We start from the raw sequence: 18605 nt of genomic DNA on the forward strand, positions 1-18605 counted from the left end.
CGTCGCATTGCTATTCTCCTCTGGTTGTAGGGCTTGTTGCGGTGGTGATGGTCGCTGCGGTCCGGTCCGTCGCCGGTTCCGAAGACGGCGCGCCCCGCCGGCGGCGGGCGCGGAAAGCCACGCCGGCATAGGCGACGGCCGCGATGATGATGACTCCCTGGACGGCGTCGCGCAGCGTCGAGGGGACGCCCGCGATGTTCAGCAGGAGGAACAGCGCCTCGAGCGCGAACGCCCCGGCGACGGCGCCCACGATCCACCCTCGCCCCCCGCCGAGGACGACACCACCGAGCACGACGGCGGTGATGGCGGTGAACTCGTAGCCTCGGCCGACCGAGGGGTGCACGCCCGCGTACCCGACGAGCAGGACGGCGGACAGCGTGGCGGAGAGGGACGAGAGAACGAAGGCACGGGTGGTGGCCCAGGCCCGCCGCGCGCCGGCGTAGTCCACGGCGCGGGCGTTGTCGCCGATCGCGATGAGCGTCTTGCCGAGCGGGCGCTTGGTGATGACGATGCCGAGCGCGAGCCACGCGATCAGCAGCAGAACCGCCCACGGCAGGAACTCCAGGACCGGGATGTCACGGATTCCGCCGCGACCGATCTCCCGGAAGCTGTCGGCGGGGTTCCCCGTGGCCGCGCCTCCCGTCCACCACATCACCCCGCCGAGCAGGGCGAGCATCATGCCCAGCGTCACGATGAACGACGGCACCTTGAGCAGCGTCGTGAGGACTCCGTTCACGAGACCGACCACGATGCCGAACACCACCATCAGCAGGAGGACGGGGATCGTCCTGGCGTCGTCCTGGCCGACGAGGTTTCCGGCGATGATCACCTGAGCGGTGATGAGCGATCCCTGGGAGAGGTCGAACTCGCCCGCGATGATCACGAAGTACTGCCCGATGGCGACGATCGCGATAGGGGCCACGCGCTGCAGGTAGCGCATGAACTGACCGGGCTCGGCGAAGCTCGGGTTCAGCACGGCGACCGCGACGAGCAGGAGCACGAGGAGCAGGAAGACCGCACCGCGGGGACTGATGAGCGTGCGGAGCGTGTTCACGAGCGTCCTCCTTCCCGCGCGGACGCGGTATCGCCGGCGCTGTCGACGGCAGCGACCGCCGTCGTCGGGTCGGCCAGTTCGGCCGCCGCGACCGCCATCTCCCCCGCTGCGGCCTTCGCCGCGTCGTCGCCCCCGGTCCGGGTGCCGCCGGCGCCGAATCGCGGACGACGCCGCACGATCGACCGGCGGCTGTAGACGGCCACGGCGGCGACGATGACGATGCCGCGCACGACGTCCTTGAGGAAGGGGTTCACCTGCAGGACGCTCATGACGTTGTCCACGACCGCGAGGATCGCCACGCCGCCGATGGTGCCCCAGATCGAACCCCGGCCGCCCAGGAGCAGTGTGCCCCCGAGCACGACCGCGGCGATCGAGAGCAGCGCATAGCCGCCCTGCTGTCCGACCGTCGGACTGCCCACGCCGAGGCGGCTGGCGAGCAGGAGGCCGGCGAGGCCGGCGAACACGGAGCACAGCACGTGCGCCCAGATCAGCGGCATCCGGGTGCGCACGCCACTGAGCCGTGCGATCTCGGGGTCGCCGCCGACGGCGTAGAGATGCGCGCCGGTGCGGGTGCGGTTCAGCAGCACCCAGACCAGCACGGCGAGGGCGATCATGATGAGTGTTGACACCGGCACCGGGCCGACGCCGGTCGCGCCGATGAGCTGGAACGCCCACGGGACCTCGCCCGCCGATCCCTCGAAGTTCGTGTTGAGGATGCCCTGGAGGATCAGCCCGACACCGAGGGTGGCGATGAAACCGTTGACCTTGAGCACGGTCACGATCAGGCCGTTCACGAGGCCGATGGCCGCGCACACGAGCAGCGTCACGATCACGGCCGCGGGGATGTTCCCGGCGTCTCCGGCCATCATCGTCGCCGCGAGCAGACTGGACAGACTGATGACGTAGGTCACGGAGAGGTCGAGCGACGCGCCCAGCACCACGAGGGTCTGCCCGATGGCCACGAGCCCGAGCACGCTCATGCCGGTGAGGATGTCGCGGATGTTGCCGGGGCTGAGGAAGTTGCGGCCCACCGTGGCGACGAGGATCGCGCCGACGATGAGCGCGAGCAGCAGGATGCCGAGCACGATCACGGTCGAGTCGATACGGAGACGGCTCCCGGAGCGGCGGATCATCGCGCACCTCCGTCCGCCGACGAACCGGCAGGGGTGCCCGTGGCCGCCGCGAGGATCTCGTGCTCGGCCGATCCTGCCGGCAGCTCGGCGACGAGTTCGCCGTCGTGCATGACGAGGATGCGGTCGCTCATGCCGATCACCTCCGGCAACTCGCTCGAGACCATGAGGACGGCCTTCCCCTGCGCCGCCAACTCCCGCATGAGCTGGTAGACGGCGTACTTGGCCCCCACGTCGATGCCTCGCGTCGGCTCGTCGAACAGGACGATCTGCGGCTGGGTGAGCAGCCACTTCGCCAGGACCACCTTCTGCTGATTGCCGCCGGAGAGGAACCGCACCTCCTGGTCGAGGCCGCGCGAGGACACCTCCAGCGTGCTCAGCACGCCGGGCACCTCTCGACGGGAGGACGCGGTGCGCCCCGCGAACACGCTCCGCACGACGAGCAGGGTGTTGTCGAGGATCGACTGCCCCAGCGCGAGCCCCTGCGCCTTGCGGTCCTCGGAGACGAGGGCGAGTCCGGCCCGCACGGCCGCCCGTGGCCCCGTGATCCGCGCCGGCTTGCCGTCGATCCGCAGGGTGCCGCGGGTGAACACCTGGATACCGAAGACCCCCTCGACGAGCTCCGTGCGTCCGGAGCCCTGCAGGCCAGCGACGCCCACGATCTCCCCGGCACGGAGGGTCAGCGTCACCCCGTCCACGTAGGCGTTCCCGCAGCCGTCGAGTTCGAGCAGAGGCGCACCGACCACGGTGCCGGGCGCCGCGTCGGGGAAGTAGGACTGGATCGAACGCCCCACCATCCGCCGCACGAGCTCGTCCGTCGTCAGCGCCGCCGTCTCGTCCGTGGAGACGAGGGCCCCGTCCTTGAGGATCGTGATCCGATCGCACAGGTCGAAGATCTCCTTCAGCCGGTGCGACACGTAGATGACGGCGACGCCGCGGGACGTGAGCCGACGGATGATCGCGTACAGCAGCTCCACCTCGCGGTCGCTGAGCGCCGCTGTCGGCTCGTCCATCGAGATCACCTGGGCGTCGAACGAGAGCGCCTTCACGATCTCGACGATCTGCTGCTCGGCCACCGTCAGCGAGCCCACCCTGGCCTGCGGGTCGATGAACGACACGCCGAGGTCGCTCAGCAGCTCCCCGGTCCGCGCGTTCATCGCCCGTACGTCGATGAACCCCGCCCGGCGCGGCTCCCGGCCGAGATAGACATTCTGGGCGACCGAGCGTTCCGGAAGCAGGGTGAACTCCTGGAAGACCGTGACGATGCCGGCGTCCATGGCCTGCCGCGGATGCGCGTGGTGCACCTCCGCCCCGCGGTACGCGATCGTCCCCTCGTCGGCTGGCTGCACCCCCGCGATGATCTTCATGAGCGTCGACTTGCCCGCGCCGTTCTCACCGACGAGGCCGTGCACCTCCCCCGGTCGCACATCGAAGTCGATGCCCTTCAGCACCTCCACGCCGAAGAACGACTTGCGGATGCCGGAGACCTGCAGCACCGGCTGAGTCGTCGTGACGGTCATGCCGGCACCTCCGTCCAGCGACCCTCATGTGCGGCGGAGTCGAGGACCGCCTCGGTCAGCACGGCGGCACGGTGGCCGTCGGCGAACGTCGGCAGGCCATCCGGGGACTCGCCCGCGATCGCGGCGTAGACATCGGCGACGAAACCGTTGAAGGCGTCCTGGTACCCCATGGCGTGACCCGCCGGAACCCGTTGCAGGCGGGCGGACTCCGGGCCGGCCGTGGCGGGGTCGCGCAGCAGCAGCCGCGATTCCTCCCGCATGCCGACCCAGAGCTCCTCCGGCCGTTCCTGCTCGAATCGCAGACTCTGCCGCGTCCCGTGCAGCTCCAGGGTGAGGGCGTTCTTGCGACCAGCCGCCATCTGCGAGACGAGCAGCGTGCCGAGCGCCCCCGCCGAGGTCTCGACGAGCACCGCGACGATGTCCTCCGTGTCGACGGCCCGTCCCGCCCGTTCGGCGAACACTCGGCGGCTGCGGGCACTCAGGGCGCGAATGCGGTCGCCCGTGACGAACTCGAGGAGATCGCAGAGGTGCGAGCCGATGTCGGCGAAGGCGCGGGAGGCGCCGCCGGACGAGGAACGCACCCGCCAGTCGTCGTCGGAGGGCCGCAGCATCCAGTCCTGCAGGTACGAGCAGTCCAGCGTGAGCAGCTCCCCCGCCTCACCGCGAGCGATGCGCGCCCTGGCCTCGCGCACCATCGGGTGATAACGGTAGACGAAGGGGACGGCGGCCACGAGACCGGTCTCCGCCGCCGCCTCGGCGAGCACCGCGGCGTCGGCGGCGGTGGTGGCGAGGGGCTTCTCGCACACGACGTGCTTGCCCGCCCGGAGCGCCCGGAGGGCGAGGTCGGCATGGGTGGCATTGGGGGTGCACACGTGCACCACGTCGATGTCGTCCGCCTCGAGGAGAGAGTCCGCGTCCTGTTCGGCGCGCTCCGCGCCGAGGAGCTGCGCGGCATCTCGAGCCCCCTGCGCGGACCGGGTGGCGACGGCTCGCAGCGCGCCTCCCGCGTCTCGGGCGGCCGTGCGGTGCACGCGGGCCATGAAGCCTCCGCCGAGGATTCCGGTTCGGATCGTCCCGAGACCGGTGTCAGTGACATCCGTTGTCATGCCGGTGAGTCTGACACAAGCCAGACGACTTTTGCTAGCTTCTCGTCAAAAGTCGTTTGTAACGAATTCGAAGTCGCGCGCCAGCGGAAGCGAAGTGCTGTGCTTTACTGACGCCATGGTTGACGTGCTGAGACCGGTCGCGACGCCCTCCCCCGGGACCGGCGAGATCTTCCAGATCCTCCGCGACGGGCACGCACGGACGAAGGCCGAGCTCGCCGCCCTGACGGGCCTCGCCCGCTCCACCGTCGCCTCCCGCGTCGACGCGCTCCTGGCAGCCGGCCTGCTGCGCCCCGCCGGAGAGGCGGTGTCGACCGGCGGACGGCCTCCCGCGCGGGTCGCCTTCAATCCCCGCGCCGGACTCGTCCTCGCTGTCGACCTCGGCGCCACGCACGCGACCGTCGCCGTGGCCGACCTCGCGGGCGTGATCCTGGACGCCCGCACCCGCGCGATCGACATCGGGGACGGACCTGAATCCCTCCTCGACACGATTCTCGCGGAGGGTACGACGCTGCTGGCGGCCACCGCCGACGGCCTCCCCCTCGTGGGCGTGGGCATCGGCGTCCCCGGTCCCGTCGAGCACTCCACGGGGCGCCCGACCAATCCGCCGATCATGCCGGGCTGGGACCGCTTCGACGTCCCCGGCTACGTCCAGCGCACGTTCGACGTGCCGGTGTTGGTCGACAACGACGTGAACATCCTCGCGCTCGGCGAGCAGGCCACGAGCTGGCCGCGGGTGGACGACCTGGTGTTCGTGAAGGTGTCAACGGGCATCGGCGCCGGCATCATCGCCGGCGGTCAGCTGCAGCGCGGCGCCCAGGGCTCGGCGGGCGACATGGGACACGTGCAGGTCCCGATGGGCACCGGCTCCACACGCGAACCGGGCGACGAACGGGACCTCGAAGCCCTCGCGAGCGGCTCCGCGCTCGCCGTCGCGCTGCGCGCCGAGGGACACGACGCGCACAGCGCCTCCGACGTCGTCGATCTCGTCCGCGCGGGCAACGCCGCAGCCATCGAGGCCACCCGTCAGGCCGGACGCGACGTCGGGGAGGTGCTCGCGACCGTCGTGAACCTGCTCAACCCGTCGATCATCGTGCTGGGCGGCAGCATCGCCCGCGCCGGCGAGCACCTGCTCGCGGGCGTGCGCGAGGTCGTCTACCGCCGTTCCATCCCGCTCGCCACCCAGCACCTCGCGATCGTGCAGTCGCAGGCGGGCGACCGGGCGGCGGTGCTGGGGGCGGCGATCATGGTCGCGCGCGAGGTGCTGTCCCCCGCCAACGTCGACCGCTACGTCGCGGCGAAGGGATCGAAGTCCGCGGGCAGCGCGCCCACCTGATCCAGCGTGCTCTCGACCTCCACGAAGGTGCGCCGCGCGGCGGCCTCCTCGATGGACAGCAGCGTGTCGAGCACGTGGTACCCGAACTCTCCGGTGGCGACGTGCGGGCGGTCCTCCGCGATCGCGCGCACCATGTCGAGCAGGCCGACCCCGCGTCCCGCGAGCACGCCCTCCGGCGCGACATCCACGACCTCCTGCACTACCGGCTCCGGCGGGACGAAGTGTCGGGACAGCGGCCGGGTGATCGTGATCGGCCCGCCGAAGGTGTTCGGGTCGGGGATGCTGAGGGTCCCCTCGGTCCCCGTCACTTCCACGATCCCCTGCCGCACGAGCGGCGAGTCGGTGCTGTAGAGACTCTGCGCCTGACCGCCGCCCTCGAAATCCATGAGCACGGTGAGCGTGGAGGGGATCTCGACCGGGAACTCCTCCCCGGCCCGATCGCCGACCTGCACGCGGCGCGTCGGTGACGCCTGCAGACCGAGGGCGGCCACTGCCGCCACCGGCCCGAAGACGTGGACGAGCGTGGAGACGTAGTACGGCCCCATGTCGAGCAGGGGCCCGGCCCCCTTCGCGTAGAGGAACGCCGGGTTCGGGTGGAAGATCTCCGGCCCCTGCCACTGGAAGGTCGTCTGCGCGAACAGCGGGCGGCCGATGTCCCCACGGGCGATGGCGCGCTTCGCGGTCTGCACACCGGGGCCGAGGACGGTGTCCGGGGCGACGCCGACCCGGAGTCCCGCCGCCGCCGCCGTCTCTAGCAGCCGTTTCGCCTCCTCCCGGTTCACGCCCAGCGGCTTCTCCGTCCACACGTGCTTCCCGGCGGCGACGATCGCCTCCGAGACCTCGACGTGGGCCGCCGGGATCGTGAGGTTCACGACGATGTCGATGCCGGCATCGTCGAGCACGACCTCGACACCGCCGGCCCGCGGCACCCCGTACGCTGCGGCCTGCGCGCGTGCCCGCTCCGCGACGAGGTCGCCGATCGCCCGCACCTCGACGTCAGGGAAGCGGGTCAGGTTCTGCAGATACTGATCGCTGATGTTGCCCGCGCCGATGAGGCCGACGCCCACGGCTCCGGCACCCCGGACCATCAGCGCACGACCTCGGCGTCGAGGAAGACCCGGCTGCGCTCGATCGCGTCGAACAGGTCGCCGTCGTAGTGGTCGAATTCGACGACGGCGAGCTCCAGCGCGGGCGCGGCGGCGATCGCGTCGACGAGCGGGACGACCCCCTCACCGGCAGGCACCTGGTCGGCGGGCGGGTATGCATCCAGCAGCGCGGGATCGAGGGTGCCGTCCTTCGCGTGCACGGCGACGACCCGCTCACCGAGACGCTCCATCAGGGCCACGGGGTCGACTCCGCCACGGGCGACCCAGTACAGATCGACCTCCAGCAGGACGCGGTCGTCGAGGTGCTCCGCGAGGATCTCCAGCCCGGTCACACCGTCGAACATCGCCTCCAGCTCGTGCGCGTGATTGTGATAGCCGACCCGGATACCGACGTCGGCGCCGATCTCGGCCGCCTCGTTGAGCAGCCGGGCCGTCTCGGCGATCTGCTCCACCGACTCCCAGCGCGACGGCTCGGTGTAGGGATCGATCACGGTGTGCATGCCGAGCGCCTTCGCCGCGGCGAAGACCTCCGCGGGGGCCGGGACGGGCGCGGAGGTACCCGAGCCGTCCGGGCGCACGAACGTCGGGGAGGCGAGGAAGGCGTGCCCCGACGGAGCCGTGAGCCCGGCCGCCGCCACCGCGTGGGCCATGATCTCGGCCCGGCGCACGAAATCGTAGGGCTCGACGGCCGCGAAGCCCCGCGCGGCCACCGCCGCGAGCGTGCCCGCGAGGTCGTCCTCGAGCCGCTCGCGGATCGTGAACAGCTGCAGGGAGGTCTGGATCGTCATCGGTCGGTCTCCTCGGTCGTCGGCGACAGGCGGGCGTCGTGCCCTTCCGGCACGGTAGCACCGAATACCTCCATGTGGAAGTTTTTCGTGGGTAGACTCGGATCATGCCCACCGCACTCCCCGAGGATTCCGATCCTCCGCGCCCTCGCGGCGCCTACGCCAAGGGCATCGCCCGGCGACAGGAGATCCTCGACCGCGCGATCGAGGTGTTCACGGCCCGCGGCGCCGACCGCACGAGCCTTCGGGCGATCGCGAAGGAGGTGGGCGTGACGCATGCCGCCCTCACGCACTACTTCGGGTCGCTGGAGGAGCTGCTCGTGGCGGTCTACGTCGAGAGCAACGCCCCGGAACGGAAGACCGAGCCGGAGCCCGCGAACCCCGTCGAGGGGATGATCCGGTCGGCCAGGGCCAACCGCGAGGTGCCCGGCCTGGTGCAGCTGTACTCCACACTCGTCGCCACGGCGCTCGAGGAAGGGCATCCCGCCGCCCGCGCCTTCGCGACCGAGCGCTTCGCACGGCTGCGGGCCGACATCGCCGAGACCGTCCGGGAGCAGCAGCGGGAAGGGCGCATCCGTGCCGACGCCGACCCGTCCGCCGTCGCCGCCCTCGTCGTCGCCGCATCGGACGGCCTGCAGACACAGTGGCTCCTGGACGACGCCGCTCCGCAGCATGAGGCTCTCGCCCTCCTCGACCGGCTGCTCCGGCCGACGGACGCCACGGACCGGGACCGCACTCCCGGCGGCTAGGCTCGAAACGTGACGCCCGTGCCGCAGTCCCCCTACGCGAGGGCTCTCGGCGTGCGCCTCACCGAACTGCATCCGCGACTGCAGACGTACTTCCAGGCGGTGCCGGAGGGCATGGTCGGCGTCGGCGAGGGCACGTTCCACCGCGTCGGCACACCCCGGCGCGCGCTCTGGCCGCTACTGCATCGCCTCGAGCGCCGCGGAGTCATCGCCGCCCGATGGGAGCGCGACGTGCCGTTCCGCATCGAGAACCGGACGATCGCCTCCCGCGCGATCGCCGAGCGCACCTTCCGGTTCGCGGACGGACCGTGGGTCATGCGCGACGCCGTGGCGCCGACGCGGCACGGCCGCATCGTGGACGAGCTCGGCGAGCCCGGACTGATCGTGGCCTGCTTCGACGTGGAGCCCCGCGCCGGAGCTCTGCACCTCACGAGCCGGGCGGTGGGCGTCCGCGTCGGGCGCTTCCGGCTCCGCATCCCGCGGATCATGGCTCCCGTCGTCCGACTCGTCGAACGCTGGGATGAGGAAGCCGAGCGCCAGCGCGTGCGCCTGACCGTGGACGCACCTCTCCTCGGGCGTCTCTACGAGTACCGCGGCGACTTCAGCTACCTCCTGGAACCGGATCGGAAGGACGACGACGCATGAGCACGGATCGGGTGGTCATCGGTGGGGCGACCGGCTTCATGGGGCGGTACCTCACGGCGCGTCTGCGGGATGCCGGTCGCGAGGTCGTCACGATCTCCCGCTCGGGCAGCGACCTGACCTGGGCAGACCAGGGCGGCATCGACGCGGCCGTCGACGGCGCCTCCCTCGTGATCGGCCTCGCCGGCAAGAGCGTGAACTGCCGGTACACGCCGCGAAACCGGGCGGAGATCTTCCGCTCGCGGCTCGACACGACCGGGGCCCTGAGCCGCGCGATCTCCCACGCGTCCGCCCCTCCGCCCCTGTGGATCAACTCCTCCACCGCGACGATCTACCGGCACGCCGAGGACCGGCCGATGACGGAGTCCTCGGGCGAGATCGGCACGGGCTTCTCGGTCGAGGTCGCCAAGGCGTGGGAGCGGGCACTCTTCGCCGACGAGCTTCCCGGCACGCGCCGCGTGGCGCTTCGCAGCGCGATCGTCCTCGGCGACGGGGGCGTACTCGAACCGCTCCGGAACCTCGCACGACTGGGCCTCGGCGGCCCGCAGTACGACGGCTTCTGGCCGGTCGGCCAGCGACGCCGCGCCGCCGGCACCGCGCACCTGCCCGGAGCCCGCCGCGGTCGGCAGCGCTTCAGCTGGATCCACATCGAGGACGTGGCGCGCATCATCGCCTTCCTCGAGGAGACCCCGAGCATCGAGGGACCGGTCAACGCCGCTTCCCCGAACCCCGTCGACAACGTCGCGTTCATGGCCACCGTGCGCCGCGTGCTCGGCGCCACGGTCGGACCGCCGATGCCACGGTGGATGCTCGAACTCGGCGCCATCGGCATCCGCACCGAGACGGAACTCGTGCTCAAGAGCCGCTGGGTGCTGCCCGAGAAGCTGGCCGCCGCCGGCTTCACGTTCCGCTACCCGGACCTGGAGGAGGCCGTCCGCGCGTCCTTCGCCGCGGCCGACGAGGCGACACGCGCTTCCGCGGCCTGACGGCGGCGGCTAGGACTGCGGCAGGGCGTCGTCTCCGCGCTCGCGGCGACGCCTCTCGATCTCCTCGCGCAGCCGCCACTCCTCGATCTCGCGGTCGAGGTCCGCGATCTGCTGTTCGGTGGAACGGGTGTCGACGGGCGGCGCGGGACGAGCGACGGCGGTCGTGGGAGCGGACGGACGCTCGGCCCGGCGCATCCGCGGGATCGGGACACCGCCCTCGCCGTACTCGCGGCCGATCGCGAACCACAGCACGCTGCCGATCAGGGGCAGGAGGATCACGATGATGAGCCAGACCATCTTCGGCAGGTACTTCACCTGCGCGTCGTCGCGCGTGATGATGTCGATCAGCGCACCGATCATCAGCGCGATGACCAGGAGCGAGAACAGGAACGGCATGGGTTCAGAGTAGACGACGACCGGACAGGAGCCGAGACCTCACGGCAGCAGGTGCCCCGCGGCGCGGAACAGCTCATACCATTGCGCGCGGGTGAGCACGATGTCCGCCCCGGCCGCCGCCTCCTGGACCCGGTGCGGTGTCGTCGTTCCGAGCACGACCTGCATCCCCGCGGGGTGCCGCGTGATCCAGGCCGTGGCGATCGCGGTCGGCGTGACTCCGTGGACCTCCGCCAGGCGATCGATTACCGCATTGAGCTCGGGATAGTCCGGGCTCCCGAGGAAGACACCGCCGCCGAAGCCGCTCTGGTACGGCGACCACGCCTGCACGGTGATGCCGTTGATCCGGCAGTAGTCGACGATGCCGCCTCCGTCTCGACCGATGCTCTGATCATGTCCCGCCATGTTCGCCGCCACCGGCTGGGCGATGATCGGCGCGTGCGTGAGGGACAGCTGCAGTTGGTTGGCCACCAGCGGCTGACGCACCGCGCTCTTCAGCAGCTCGATCTGCGAGGGCGTGTGATTGGAGACGCCGAAGGCCCTGACCTTTCCTGACGACTCGAGGTGGTCGAAGGCGCGTGCGACCTCCTCCGGCTCCACCAGCGCATCGGGACGGTGCAGCAGCAGCACGTCGATGCGGTCGGTGCGAAGAGCGGCGAGCGAGCCCTCCACCTGCGCCACGATGTGGTCGTAGGAGAAGTCGAACATGCCCTGGGACGGCACGATGCCGCACTTCGTCTGCAGCACGATCTCGTCGCGTTCGGCGGCACCGAGCTGCAGGGCGTCGCCGAACCGTGCCTCGCAGTGGTGCATCCGCCCGCCGTAGATGTCCGCATGGTCGAAGAAGTCGATTCCCGCGTCGCGCGCCGTTCGGTACAGGTCGCGGATCTGCTCGTCGTCGAGACTGTCGATGCGCATCATCCCGGCGATCAGAGCCGGAGCGGTCGTCGATCCGAAGGAAACGGTCTTCATGCGCCCCACGCTACTTTACGACGCGCCGGACCTCGGCCTCCCCCACCCCGGACGCTGTCGAATCACGGGGCGCAGGGCAGCAGACTCGTGACCGGGATCTCGAGCGCGCCCGCGATCCCCGCCAGGTCCTCCATCGTGAAGTCCGCTCGTTCCTCCAGAAGGTCGACGAGCACGAGCGGCGCGATTCCGGACCGCTGCGAGAGTTCGACGACCGACACACCGGCGTGCAGGCGGGCTGCCTCGACCGCCGCTGCCATCAGATGACCCAATTCTGTCCCCATGCGCCTACGGTACCGCCACACACGGACACTCCCCGTGCGTTTTGGAGCCGATATGACGGCATCCTGCTGTCGTCGCGCTGCTAAGGTGAGCCGGATGAAGACACCAGCCGAGGAGTTCAACGAGGCGGTCGGCCGTCAGCTGCGGGCGGAGATCGCCGCCGCGCGCAGCAGCATCGCCGCCATGGCGCGCGATATCGGCATCGCGCGGAGCGCGCTGGACAACTACGTCACCGGCAAGCGCGCGATCCCCGTGCCCGTGGTCTACGCGGTGTGCGCCGCGGTGGGACTGGAGCCCCACGTCCTGGTCGCTCGCGCGGAGGAGCGCCTGGCCGCCGATGGCACGTCTGCGACCGTCACTCCCCTCCGTCGCCCCGCCGATGTCGCCACCCCGCGCGATAATGCCCGCGAGGTCGCCTTCGAATCCGGCTCCGCCCGCGACTCGGACACCGACGATCTCTACCACTAGACGACATCGACGGGACGGAGGTCCATGCAGCAACTCCTCCGGCTTGCCGACGAGCTCGGACTCCGCGTGGTCGAACGCCCCGGTCCGACGCCCGGCGGGTTCCAGCCCGTCACCCGCACGATCCGTCTCGCCCCGGGGATGAACAGGCGCACCACGCGCAGCATCCTCGCCCACGAGCTCGGTCACGCGCAGCTCGGCCACCATCCCACCGGTCAGCCGGTGCTCCGGGCCCGACAGGAGCGGCAGGCGGATGAGTGGGCCGCGTCTTGCCTGATCACCGCGGCGGCCTATGCCTCGGCGGAACAGATCCGCGGTCCGCATCTCGCGAGCCTGGCCTTCGAGCTCGACGTCACGATCGAGATCGTCGTCGCCTTCCAGCGGCTGCTGCACCGCGAGCACGCCGCCGCGCCCGCCGCGTGACGACTCAGCGCGGTCGCGGACGCTGGTTGAATGACCTCATGGCCTTCCTCGTCTCCCCCGCCCCCGTCACCCTCACCGGCGAGCTCGTCGAGCTCCGCCCGCTCGACAGATCGCATGTCGACGGACTCGTCGAGGCGGTCACAGAGGGCGACCTGTGGAAGAACGCCTGGTACACGTCGGTCCCGGCTCCCGACGGCGTCGCGACTGAGGTCGACCGCCGCCTCGGCCTCGTCGACGCCGGCGAGATGGTGCCGTTCACGGCCTTCGACGCCGCCGGGCGCGTCCTCGGTCTGACCTCGTACTACGACATCGTCGCCGACGTTCCCCGGCTGCACATCGGGTACACGTGGAACCGTCCGTCCGCGCACGGCACGGGAACGAACGCGGAGTCCAAACTCCTGCTCCTCCGCCATGCCTTCGAGACGCTGGGCGTGTTCCGGGTCGGGCTGACGACCCAATGGGTGAACTTCCAGTCCCGCGCCGCGATCGAGCGGCTGGGTGCGAAGCAGGATGGCGTGATGCGGGCGATGAGCCGCTACCGCAACGGCGCACTGCGCGACAGCGTGGAGTACTCCATCATCGAGCCGGAGTGGCCCGCGGTACGGGCGAACCTCGAAGCGAGGCTGGCCCGGCGACGGTGAGCGCGGGGCACCGCCCCGCGGTGGTCACTCGGTCGGGCTGCCGGTCCAGTTCTTGGAGCGGCGGGTCGCCGAGCCGCGCTGACGCATCGCGAATCCGAGGGCCAGGGAGACCAGCAGGATGCCGCCGACGAACGTGAGCGCGGCGAGCGTGTCCGGCATCTCGTGGGCGATCCCCAGCAGCCAGAAGCCTCCGAGGAACATGAGCATGAAGAAGAGGAAGCTGAGGATCACGGGATCTCCTGTCGTCGGTGCTCTACCAGGATAGCCCGGACCCGGAAAGGCCCTGTGCCGGCGCCCGGATCTCTGGTGGGCTCGGATCATGAACACTCCGCTCACCGCCCTCGCGATCTCCTGCACGCTCAAGCCTTCCCCTGCCGCGTCGAGCTCCGGCCTGCTCGCACAGCAGCTCCTCGACGCGCTCGGCGAGCACGGCGTGACGGGCGACCTCGTCCGCGCCGTGGACTTCGACATCCGACCCGGCGTCGAGAACGACATGGGCGACGGCGACCAGTGGCCGAGCCTCCGCCGGCGCGTCCTCGACGCCGACATCCTCGTGTTCGTCACACCGACCTGGATGGGGCAGCACTCCAGCGTTGCCCAGCGCGTACTGGAGCGTCTCGACGCCGAACTCAGCGAGACGGACGAGCAGGGGCGGCCCATCCTGTTCGACAAGGTCGCCATCGCCGGCGTGCTCGGCAACGAGGACGGCGCACACCACATCTCGGCGATCCTCTTCCAGGCGCTGAACGACATCGGCTACACGATTCCCGCCCAGACCTCGGTCTACTGGAACGGCGAGGCGATGCAGACGGTGGACTACAAGGACCTCGACGAGACCCCCAAAGCCGTGGCCTCCGCAATCGCGACGGCGACCCGCAACGCGGCGCACCTCGCGCGGCAGCTCACCGCGCAGGCGTACCCCGCCGAGTAGCGGAGGTGGTCAGTCGGCGGGGCCGTCGACGACCTCGTCGACCAGGCAGATGCCACCGGACGAGCTCGCTTCGACCATGAGGGCCTGGATCCACTTCACGTTCAGCTCCGGCGTCACCGGCTCCTCGAACGTGAAGCGCAGCGGAATGGACGGATGCAACCAGATGGTCGAGCGCCCCGGGACGTCGCCCTCGGGATGCTTCCACGACAGTGTGAAGCTCTCGTTCCGGCGCAGTTTCGTCGCGATCGCGACCTTCAGATGAGCCAGGGCGCGGTCTTCGATCTGGATCTCGCTGCCGGAGCCGTACTGCATGGTTCCCATCCCACGACTCTACGACCCCGAACGGGCGGGACGCCAGGAACGACACCCTGCGCGGCCGCGTGGTCGGGGAGGGCGACGACGAGAAGGCCCCCGGCGCCCGCGCTCGGGGGGCGGGGCCGGGGGCCTTCGCCTCAGCGGTGTGCTGCGACAGTGGACTCAGAAGTCCCAGTCGTCGTCTTCCGTGGCCTCGGCCTTGCCGATGACGTAGGACGAGCCGGAGCCGGAGAAGAAGTCGTGGTTCTCGTCCGCATTCGGGGAGAGCGCCGACAGGATCGCCGGGTTCACGTTCGTGACCGTCGACGGGAACATCGCCTCGTAGCCCAGGTTCATGAGGGCCTTGTTGGCGTTGTAGTGCAGGAACTTCTTGACGTCTTCGGTCAGGCCGACGCCGTCGTAGAGATCCTGCGTGTACTGCACCTCGTTGTCGTAGAGCTCGTAGAGCAGCGAGAACGTGTAGTCCTTGAGCTCGTCCTTGCGCGCCTGGCCGGCGGTCTCGAGCCCGCGCTGGAACTTGTAACCGATGTAGTAGCCGTGTACGGCCTCGTCACGGATGATGAGGCGGATGAGGTCGGCCGTGTTGGTGAGCTTCGCTCGGCTCGACCAGTGCATCGGCAGGTAGAAGCCCGAGTAGAAGAGGAAGCTTTCCAGCAGGGTCGAGGCGACCTTGCGCTTGAGCGGGTCGTCACCGCGGTAGTAGTCCGTGACGATCTGCGCCTTCTTCTGCAGGTTCGGGTTCTCCACCGACCAGCGGAAAGCCTCGTCGATCTCCTTCGTCGAGCACAGCGTCGAGAAGATCGACGAGTAGCTCTTCGCGTGCACCGACTCCATGAACGCGATGTTCGTGTAGACGGCCTCCTCGTGCGGGGTGATCGCATCGGGGATGAGCGAGACGGCGCCGACCGTGCCCTGGATCGTGTCGAGGAGCGTGAGACCCGTGAACACGCGCATCGTGAGCGTCTGCTCCTCCGGGGTGAGCGTGTTCCACGACTGGATGTCGTTCGACAGCGGCACCTTCTCGGGCAGCCAGAAGTTGTTCACCAGACGGTTCCAGACCTCGAGGTCCTTGTCGTCCTGGATGCGGTTCCAGTTGATCGCCTGCACGCTGTCGACCAGCTTGAGCGGAGAGTGGGGAGTCATTCTTGTCCTGTTTCCTGGGTCACTGAGCCTGTCCAAGTGTGAGCCGGTCGAGGCTCAGAGCATGCACGAGACGCACTCGGTCATGTCGGTGCCCTCGAGCGCCAGCTGACGCAGACGGATGTAGTAGATCGTCTTGATGCCCTTGCGCCAGGCGTAGATCTGGGCCTTGTTGATGTCGCGCGTGGTGGCGGTGTCCTTGAAGAACAGCGTCAGCGACAGACCCTGGTCGACGTGCTGCGTCGCCGCGGCATACGTGTCGATGACCTTCTCGTAGCCGATCTCGTACGCGTCCTGGTAGTACTCCAGGTTGTCGTTCGTCATGAACGCCGCCGGGTAGTACACGCGGCCGAGCTTGCCCTCCTTGCGGATCTCGATCTTCGAGGCGATCGGGTGGATCGACGAGGTCGAGTTGTTGATGTAGGAGATCGACCCGGTCGGCGGCACGGCCTGCAGGTTCTGGTTGTAGATCCCGTGCTCCTGGATCGACGCCTTGAGCTGGACCCAGTCCTCCTGCGTCGGGATGTGCTTGCCGGCGAAGAGCTCCTTGACCTTCTCGGTCTCCGGAACCCAGGCGCGCTCGATGTACTTGTCGAAGAACTCGCCGGACGCGTAGGTCGAGTCGGCGAACCCGTCGAAGGTCGTCCCGCGCTCGATCGCGAGCTGGTTCGAGGCGCGCAGCGCGTGGTACAGCACGGTGTAGAAGTAGATGTTCGTGAAGTCGACACCCTCCTCCGAACCGTAGAACACGCGCTCACGGGCGAGATAGCCGTGCAGGTTCATCTGGCCGAGGCCGATGGCGTGCGAACGGTCGTTGCCGTCCTCGATCGAGCGCACCGAGCCGATGTGGCTCTGGTCGCTGACCGCGGTGAGCGCGCGGATCGCGGTCTCGACCGTCTGGCCGAGGTCGTCGGCATCCATCGAGAGCGCGATGTTCATCGAGCCGAGGTTGCAGGAGATGTCCTTACCGATCTCCTTGTACGACAGGTCGTCGTTGTAGGTGGTCGGCGTGTTCACCTGCAGGATCTCGCTGCAGAGGTTGGACATGTTGATGCGCCCCTTGATGGGGTTGGCCTTGTTGACCGTGTCCTCGAACATGACGTACGGGTAGCCGGACTCGAACTGGATCTCGGCGACGGTCTGGAAGAACTCGCGGGCGTTGATCTTGGTCTTCTTGATGCGCGGGTCGTCGACCATCTCGCGGTACTTCTCGGTGACCGAGATGTCGCCGAAGGGCACGCCGTAGACCTTCTCCACGTCGTACGGCGAGAACAGGTACATGTCCTCGTCGTTCTTGGCGAGCTCGAACGTGATGTCCGGCACCACGACGCCGAGCGACAGCGTCTTGATGCGGATCTTCTCGTCGGCGTTCTCGCGCTTGGTGTCGAGGAAGCGCATGATGTCGGGGTGGTGGGCGTTGAGGTAGACCGCACCCGCGCCCTGACGCGCACCGAGCTGGTTGGCGTAGCTGAAGCTGTCTTCGAGGAGCTTCATGACGGGGATGATGCCAGAGGACTGGTTCTCGATCTGCTTGATCGGCGCGCCGGCCTCACGGATGTTCGACAGCAGCAGGGCGACGCCACCGCCGCGCTTGGAGAGCTGCAGCGCGGAGTTGATGCCGCGGGCGATCGACTCCATGTTGTCCTCGATGCGCAGCAGGAAGCAGCTGACGAGCTCGCCACGCTGGGCCTTGCCCGCATTGAGGAAGGTGGGGGTGGCCGGCTGGAAGCGGCCGGAGATGATCTCCTCCACGAGGTTCACGGCGAGCTTCTCGTCGCCGTCCGCGAGGGCGAGAGCGGTCATCACGACGCGGTCCTCGAAGCGCTCGAGGTAGCGCTTGCCGTCGAACGTCTTCAGCGTGTAGCTCGTGTAGTACTTGAACGCGCCGAGGAACGTCTCGAAGCGGAACTTCTTCGAGTAGGCGAGGTCGTTGAGCTTCTGCACGAAGTCGAACGAGTACTTCTCGATGACGGCGCCCTCGTAGTACTCCTTCTCCACGAGGTAGTCCAGGCGCTCCTTGAGCGAGTGGAAGAACACCGTGTTCTGGTTCACGTGCTGCAGGAAGTACTCCCGGGCGGCGCGCTTGTCGGCGTCGAACTGGATCTTCCCGTTCGCGTCGTACAGGTTCAGCATCGCGTTGAGGGCGTGGTAGTCCAGGCCCTCGTATGCGGGGTTCACCTTGAATGCCACTGTCTCGGTCACTGAAGATTCCACCGTCGTTCCAATCCGTCGCTCACGCGATCCACGTCGTCCTGTGTGCCGAAGATCTCGAGCCGATACAAGTGAGGCACGTGACACTTGCGGCTGATGATGTCGCCGGCGAGGCAGAACGCGTCGCCGAAGTTGGTGTTGCCCGCGGAGATGACCCCGCGGATGTGGCGCCGGTTGCGCTCGTCGTTGAGGAACCGGATCACCTGCTTGGGCACGGCCCCCTTCTCGACCCCGCGCCCGACGCCCCCGCCGTAGGTGGGGGTGACCAGCACGAAGGGCTCGTCGACGACGAGGTCCTCTTCGGTCCGGTGGAGGGGGATGCGTCGGGCGGGAAGCCCGAGCTTCTCGATGAAGCGCGCGGTGTTACCCGACACGCTCGAGAAGTAGACCAGGAGCGGCGCTGCGGTCGCGACGGCGCTCATGGTCG

General features: G+C 69.2%; 22 protein-coding genes. 8 read left to right on the plus strand and 14 right to left on the minus strand.

What is annotated here, in order from left to right; genetic code table 11:
- Nucleotides 1-10 precede the first annotated feature (10 nt).
- The 4 genes from FY549_RS16185 to FY549_RS16200 are packed head-to-tail and all read right to left on the minus strand — an operon-like array spanning nt 11 to nt 4810.
- Nucleotides 11-1054: an ABC transporter permease gene (locus FY549_RS16185; RefSeq protein WP_200838835.1), complete on the minus strand. Its 1044-nt coding sequence runs from the start codon at nt 1052-1054 to the stop codon at nt 11-13.
- On the minus strand, nt 1051-2187 hold the full coding sequence (locus tag FY549_RS16190) for an ABC transporter permease (protein ID WP_149085888.1): 1137 nt from the start codon (nt 2185-2187) through the stop codon (nt 1051-1053). Before FY549_RS16190 ends, FY549_RS16185 begins: the two co-directional genes overlap by 4 nt.
- A complete protein-coding gene (locus FY549_RS16195; RefSeq protein WP_149085889.1) occupies nt 2184-3704 on the minus strand; it encodes a sugar ABC transporter ATP-binding protein in 1521 nt (506 codons plus the stop codon). The genes FY549_RS16190 and FY549_RS16195 overlap by 4 nt, the downstream gene beginning before the upstream one ends.
- Nucleotides 3701-4810: a Gfo/Idh/MocA family protein gene (locus tag FY549_RS16200; protein WP_149085890.1), complete on the minus strand. Its 1110-nt coding sequence runs from the start codon at nt 4808-4810 to the stop codon at nt 3701-3703. Before FY549_RS16200 ends, FY549_RS16195 begins: the two co-directional genes overlap by 4 nt.
- Nucleotides 4811-4925: 115 nt before the next feature.
- Here FY549_RS16200 and FY549_RS16205 point away from each other — a divergent pair, with 115 nt between their 5' ends.
- Nucleotides 4926-6143: an ROK family transcriptional regulator gene (locus FY549_RS16205; RefSeq protein WP_200838836.1), complete on the plus strand. Its 1218-nt coding sequence runs from the start codon at nt 4926-4928 to the stop codon at nt 6141-6143.
- On the opposite strand, the gene FY549_RS16210 is transcribed toward FY549_RS16205, so the two are convergent.
- Both FY549_RS16210 and FY549_RS16215 read right to left on the minus strand, forming a co-directional pair.
- A complete protein-coding gene (locus FY549_RS16210; protein ID WP_149085891.1) occupies nt 6095-7231 on the minus strand; it encodes a Gfo/Idh/MocA family protein in 1137 nt (378 codons plus the stop codon). The two genes, FY549_RS16205 and FY549_RS16210, sit on opposite strands and share 49 nt — an antisense overlap.
- A complete protein-coding gene (locus FY549_RS16215) occupies nt 7231-8037 on the minus strand; it encodes a sugar phosphate isomerase/epimerase family protein (protein WP_149085892.1) in 807 nt (268 codons plus the stop codon). Before FY549_RS16215 ends, FY549_RS16210 begins: the two co-directional genes overlap by 1 nt.
- Nucleotides 8038-8141: 104 nt before the next feature.
- Here FY549_RS16215 and FY549_RS16220 point away from each other — a divergent pair, with 104 nt between their 5' ends.
- The 3 genes from FY549_RS16220 to FY549_RS16230 are packed head-to-tail and all read left to right on the plus strand — an operon-like array spanning nt 8142 to nt 10408.
- On the plus strand, nt 8142-8783 hold the full coding sequence (locus FY549_RS16220) for a TetR/AcrR family transcriptional regulator (protein ID WP_149085893.1): 642 nt from the start codon (nt 8142-8144) through the stop codon (nt 8781-8783).
- A gap of 9 nt (nt 8784-8792) precedes the next feature.
- Nucleotides 8793-9425 (plus strand): DUF4166 domain-containing protein, encoded by a 633-nt coding sequence (locus FY549_RS16225; RefSeq protein WP_149085894.1) that lies wholly within the window; start codon nt 8793-8795, stop codon nt 9423-9425.
- The gene (locus tag FY549_RS16230; RefSeq protein WP_149085895.1) at nt 9422-10408 is read left to right on the plus strand and encodes an epimerase; all 987 of its coding nucleotides are present in this window, start codon (nt 9422-9424) and stop codon (nt 10406-10408) included. The genes FY549_RS16225 and FY549_RS16230 overlap by 4 nt, the downstream gene beginning before the upstream one ends.
- Nucleotides 10409-10417: 9 nt before the next feature.
- Here FY549_RS16230 and FY549_RS16235 read toward each other — a convergent pair whose 3' ends face one another.
- The 3 genes from FY549_RS16235 to FY549_RS16245 form a co-directional block, all read right to left on the minus strand.
- On the minus strand, nt 10418-10804 hold the full coding sequence (locus tag FY549_RS16235) for a PLDc N-terminal domain-containing protein (RefSeq protein ID WP_149085896.1): 387 nt from the start codon (nt 10802-10804) through the stop codon (nt 10418-10420).
- A 39-nt stretch (nt 10805-10843) separates the two neighbouring features.
- On the minus strand, nt 10844-11773 hold the full coding sequence (locus FY549_RS16240; RefSeq protein ID WP_149085897.1) for an aldo/keto reductase family oxidoreductase: 930 nt from the start codon (nt 11771-11773) through the stop codon (nt 10844-10846).
- A gap of 62 nt (nt 11774-11835) precedes the next feature.
- The gene (locus FY549_RS16245; RefSeq protein WP_200838838.1) at nt 11836-12054 is read right to left on the minus strand and encodes a hypothetical protein; all 219 of its coding nucleotides are present in this window, start codon (nt 12052-12054) and stop codon (nt 11836-11838) included.
- A gap of 94 nt (nt 12055-12148) precedes the next feature.
- Between FY549_RS16245 and FY549_RS16250 the strand changes: the two genes are divergently transcribed.
- From FY549_RS16250 to FY549_RS16260, 3 genes are read left to right on the plus strand one after another with little or no spacing between them, the layout of a single operon-like run.
- The gene (locus FY549_RS16250) at nt 12149-12520 is read left to right on the plus strand and encodes a helix-turn-helix domain-containing protein (protein WP_200838839.1); all 372 of its coding nucleotides are present in this window, start codon (nt 12149-12151) and stop codon (nt 12518-12520) included.
- A 24-nt stretch (nt 12521-12544) separates the two neighbouring features.
- Complete coding sequence (locus FY549_RS16255; RefSeq protein WP_149085899.1) at nt 12545-12940, plus strand: ImmA/IrrE family metallo-endopeptidase; 396 nt, start codon at nt 12545-12547, stop codon at nt 12938-12940.
- A gap of 38 nt (nt 12941-12978) precedes the next feature.
- Entirely contained in the window at nt 12979-13581 is a 603-nt protein-coding gene (locus FY549_RS16260) for a GNAT family N-acetyltransferase (protein ID WP_149085900.1), read from the plus strand.
- A gap of 24 nt (nt 13582-13605) precedes the next feature.
- Here FY549_RS16260 and FY549_RS16265 read toward each other — a convergent pair whose 3' ends face one another.
- Nucleotides 13606-13812 carry a hypothetical protein gene (locus FY549_RS16265; protein WP_149085901.1) on the minus strand — a complete coding sequence of 69 codons (207 nt, stop codon included), beginning with the start codon at nt 13810-13812 and terminating at the stop codon, nt 13606-13608.
- A gap of 88 nt (nt 13813-13900) precedes the next feature.
- Here FY549_RS16265 and FY549_RS16270 point away from each other — a divergent pair, with 88 nt between their 5' ends.
- Entirely contained in the window at nt 13901-14512 is a 612-nt protein-coding gene (locus FY549_RS16270) for a flavodoxin family protein (protein ID WP_149085902.1), read from the plus strand.
- Between the two features lie 9 nt (nt 14513-14521).
- Here the strand turns inward: FY549_RS16270 and FY549_RS16275 are convergent, their stop codons facing one another.
- From FY549_RS16275 to nrdI, 4 genes are all read right to left on the minus strand, one after another.
- Nucleotides 14522-14833: a hypothetical protein gene (locus FY549_RS16275; RefSeq protein WP_149085903.1), complete on the minus strand. Its 312-nt coding sequence runs from the start codon at nt 14831-14833 to the stop codon at nt 14522-14524.
- A 156-nt stretch (nt 14834-14989) separates the two neighbouring features.
- Nucleotides 14990-15970 carry a class 1b ribonucleoside-diphosphate reductase subunit beta gene (gene nrdF / locus FY549_RS16280; protein ID WP_149085904.1) on the minus strand — a complete coding sequence of 327 codons (981 nt, stop codon included), beginning with the start codon at nt 15968-15970 and terminating at the stop codon, nt 14990-14992.
- A 54-nt stretch (nt 15971-16024) separates the two neighbouring features.
- The gene (nrdE, locus tag FY549_RS16285; RefSeq protein ID WP_149085905.1) at nt 16025-18169 is read right to left on the minus strand and encodes a class 1b ribonucleoside-diphosphate reductase subunit alpha; all 2145 of its coding nucleotides are present in this window, start codon (nt 18167-18169) and stop codon (nt 16025-16027) included.
- Nucleotides 18166-18600 carry a class Ib ribonucleoside-diphosphate reductase assembly flavoprotein NrdI gene (gene nrdI, locus FY549_RS16290; RefSeq protein WP_149085906.1) on the minus strand — a complete coding sequence of 145 codons (435 nt, stop codon included), beginning with the start codon at nt 18598-18600 and terminating at the stop codon, nt 18166-18168. Before nrdI ends, nrdE begins: the two co-directional genes overlap by 4 nt.
- Between the last annotated feature and the right edge of the window lie 5 nt (nt 18601-18605).

This window comes from Microbacterium sp. 1S1 (assembly GCF_008271365.1).
Classification (GTDB): Bacteria; Actinomycetota; Actinomycetes; order Actinomycetales; family Microbacteriaceae; genus Microbacterium.

What these genes read in the sequence shown, in the direction of transcription:
- FY549_RS16215 (WP_149085892.1), bottom strand. Translation starts at nt 8,037, where the DNA reads ATGACGATCCAGACCTCCCTGCAGCTGTTCACGATCCGCGAGCGGCTC.
- FY549_RS16260 (WP_149085900.1), top strand. Translation starts at nt 12,979, where the DNA reads ATGGCCTTCCTCGTCTCCCCCGCCCCCGTCACCCTCACCGGCGAGCTC.
- FY549_RS16220 (WP_149085893.1), top strand. Translation starts at nt 8,142, where the DNA reads ATGCCCACCGCACTCCCCGAGGATTCCGATCCTCCGCGCCCTCGCGGC.
- FY549_RS16270 (WP_149085902.1), top strand. Translation starts at nt 13,901, where the DNA reads ATGAACACTCCGCTCACCGCCCTCGCGATCTCCTGCACGCTCAAGCCT.
- FY549_RS16210 (WP_149085891.1), bottom strand. Translation starts at nt 7,231, where the DNA reads ATGGTCCGGGGTGCCGGAGCCGTGGGCGTCGGCCTCATCGGCGCGGGC.
- FY549_RS16200 (WP_149085890.1), bottom strand. Translation starts at nt 4,810, where the DNA reads ATGACAACGGATGTCACTGACACCGGTCTCGGGACGATCCGAACCGGA.
- FY549_RS16275 (WP_149085903.1), bottom strand. Translation starts at nt 14,833, where the DNA reads ATGGGAACCATGCAGTACGGCTCCGGCAGCGAGATCCAGATCGAAGAC.
- FY549_RS16235 (WP_149085896.1), bottom strand. Translation starts at nt 10,804, where the DNA reads ATGCCGTTCCTGTTCTCGCTCCTGGTCATCGCGCTGATGATCGGTGCG.
- FY549_RS16240 (WP_149085897.1), bottom strand. Translation starts at nt 11,773, where the DNA reads ATGAAGACCGTTTCCTTCGGATCGACGACCGCTCCGGCTCTGATCGCC.
- FY549_RS16190 (WP_149085888.1), bottom strand. Translation starts at nt 2,187, where the DNA reads ATGATCCGCCGCTCCGGGAGCCGTCTCCGTATCGACTCGACCGTGATC.
- FY549_RS16230 (WP_149085895.1), top strand. Translation starts at nt 9,422, where the DNA reads ATGAGCACGGATCGGGTGGTCATCGGTGGGGCGACCGGCTTCATGGGG.
- nrdF (WP_149085904.1), bottom strand. Translation starts at nt 15,970, where the DNA reads ATGACTCCCCACTCTCCGCTCAAGCTGGTCGACAGCGTGCAGGCGATC.
- nrdI (WP_149085906.1), bottom strand. Translation starts at nt 18,600, where the DNA reads ATGAGCGCCGTCGCGACCGCAGCGCCGCTCCTGGTCTACTTCTCGAGC.
- FY549_RS16245 (WP_200838838.1), bottom strand. Translation starts at nt 12,054, where the DNA reads ATGGGGACAGAATTGGGTCATCTGATGGCAGCGGCGGTCGAGGCAGCC.
- FY549_RS16250 (WP_200838839.1), top strand. Translation starts at nt 12,149, where the DNA reads ATGAAGACACCAGCCGAGGAGTTCAACGAGGCGGTCGGCCGTCAGCTG.
- FY549_RS16255 (WP_149085899.1), top strand. Translation starts at nt 12,545, where the DNA reads ATGCAGCAACTCCTCCGGCTTGCCGACGAGCTCGGACTCCGCGTGGTC.
- FY549_RS16195 (WP_149085889.1), bottom strand. Translation starts at nt 3,704, where the DNA reads ATGACCGTCACGACGACTCAGCCGGTGCTGCAGGTCTCCGGCATCCGC.
- FY549_RS16205 (WP_200838836.1), top strand. Translation starts at nt 4,926, where the DNA reads ATGGTTGACGTGCTGAGACCGGTCGCGACGCCCTCCCCCGGGACCGGC.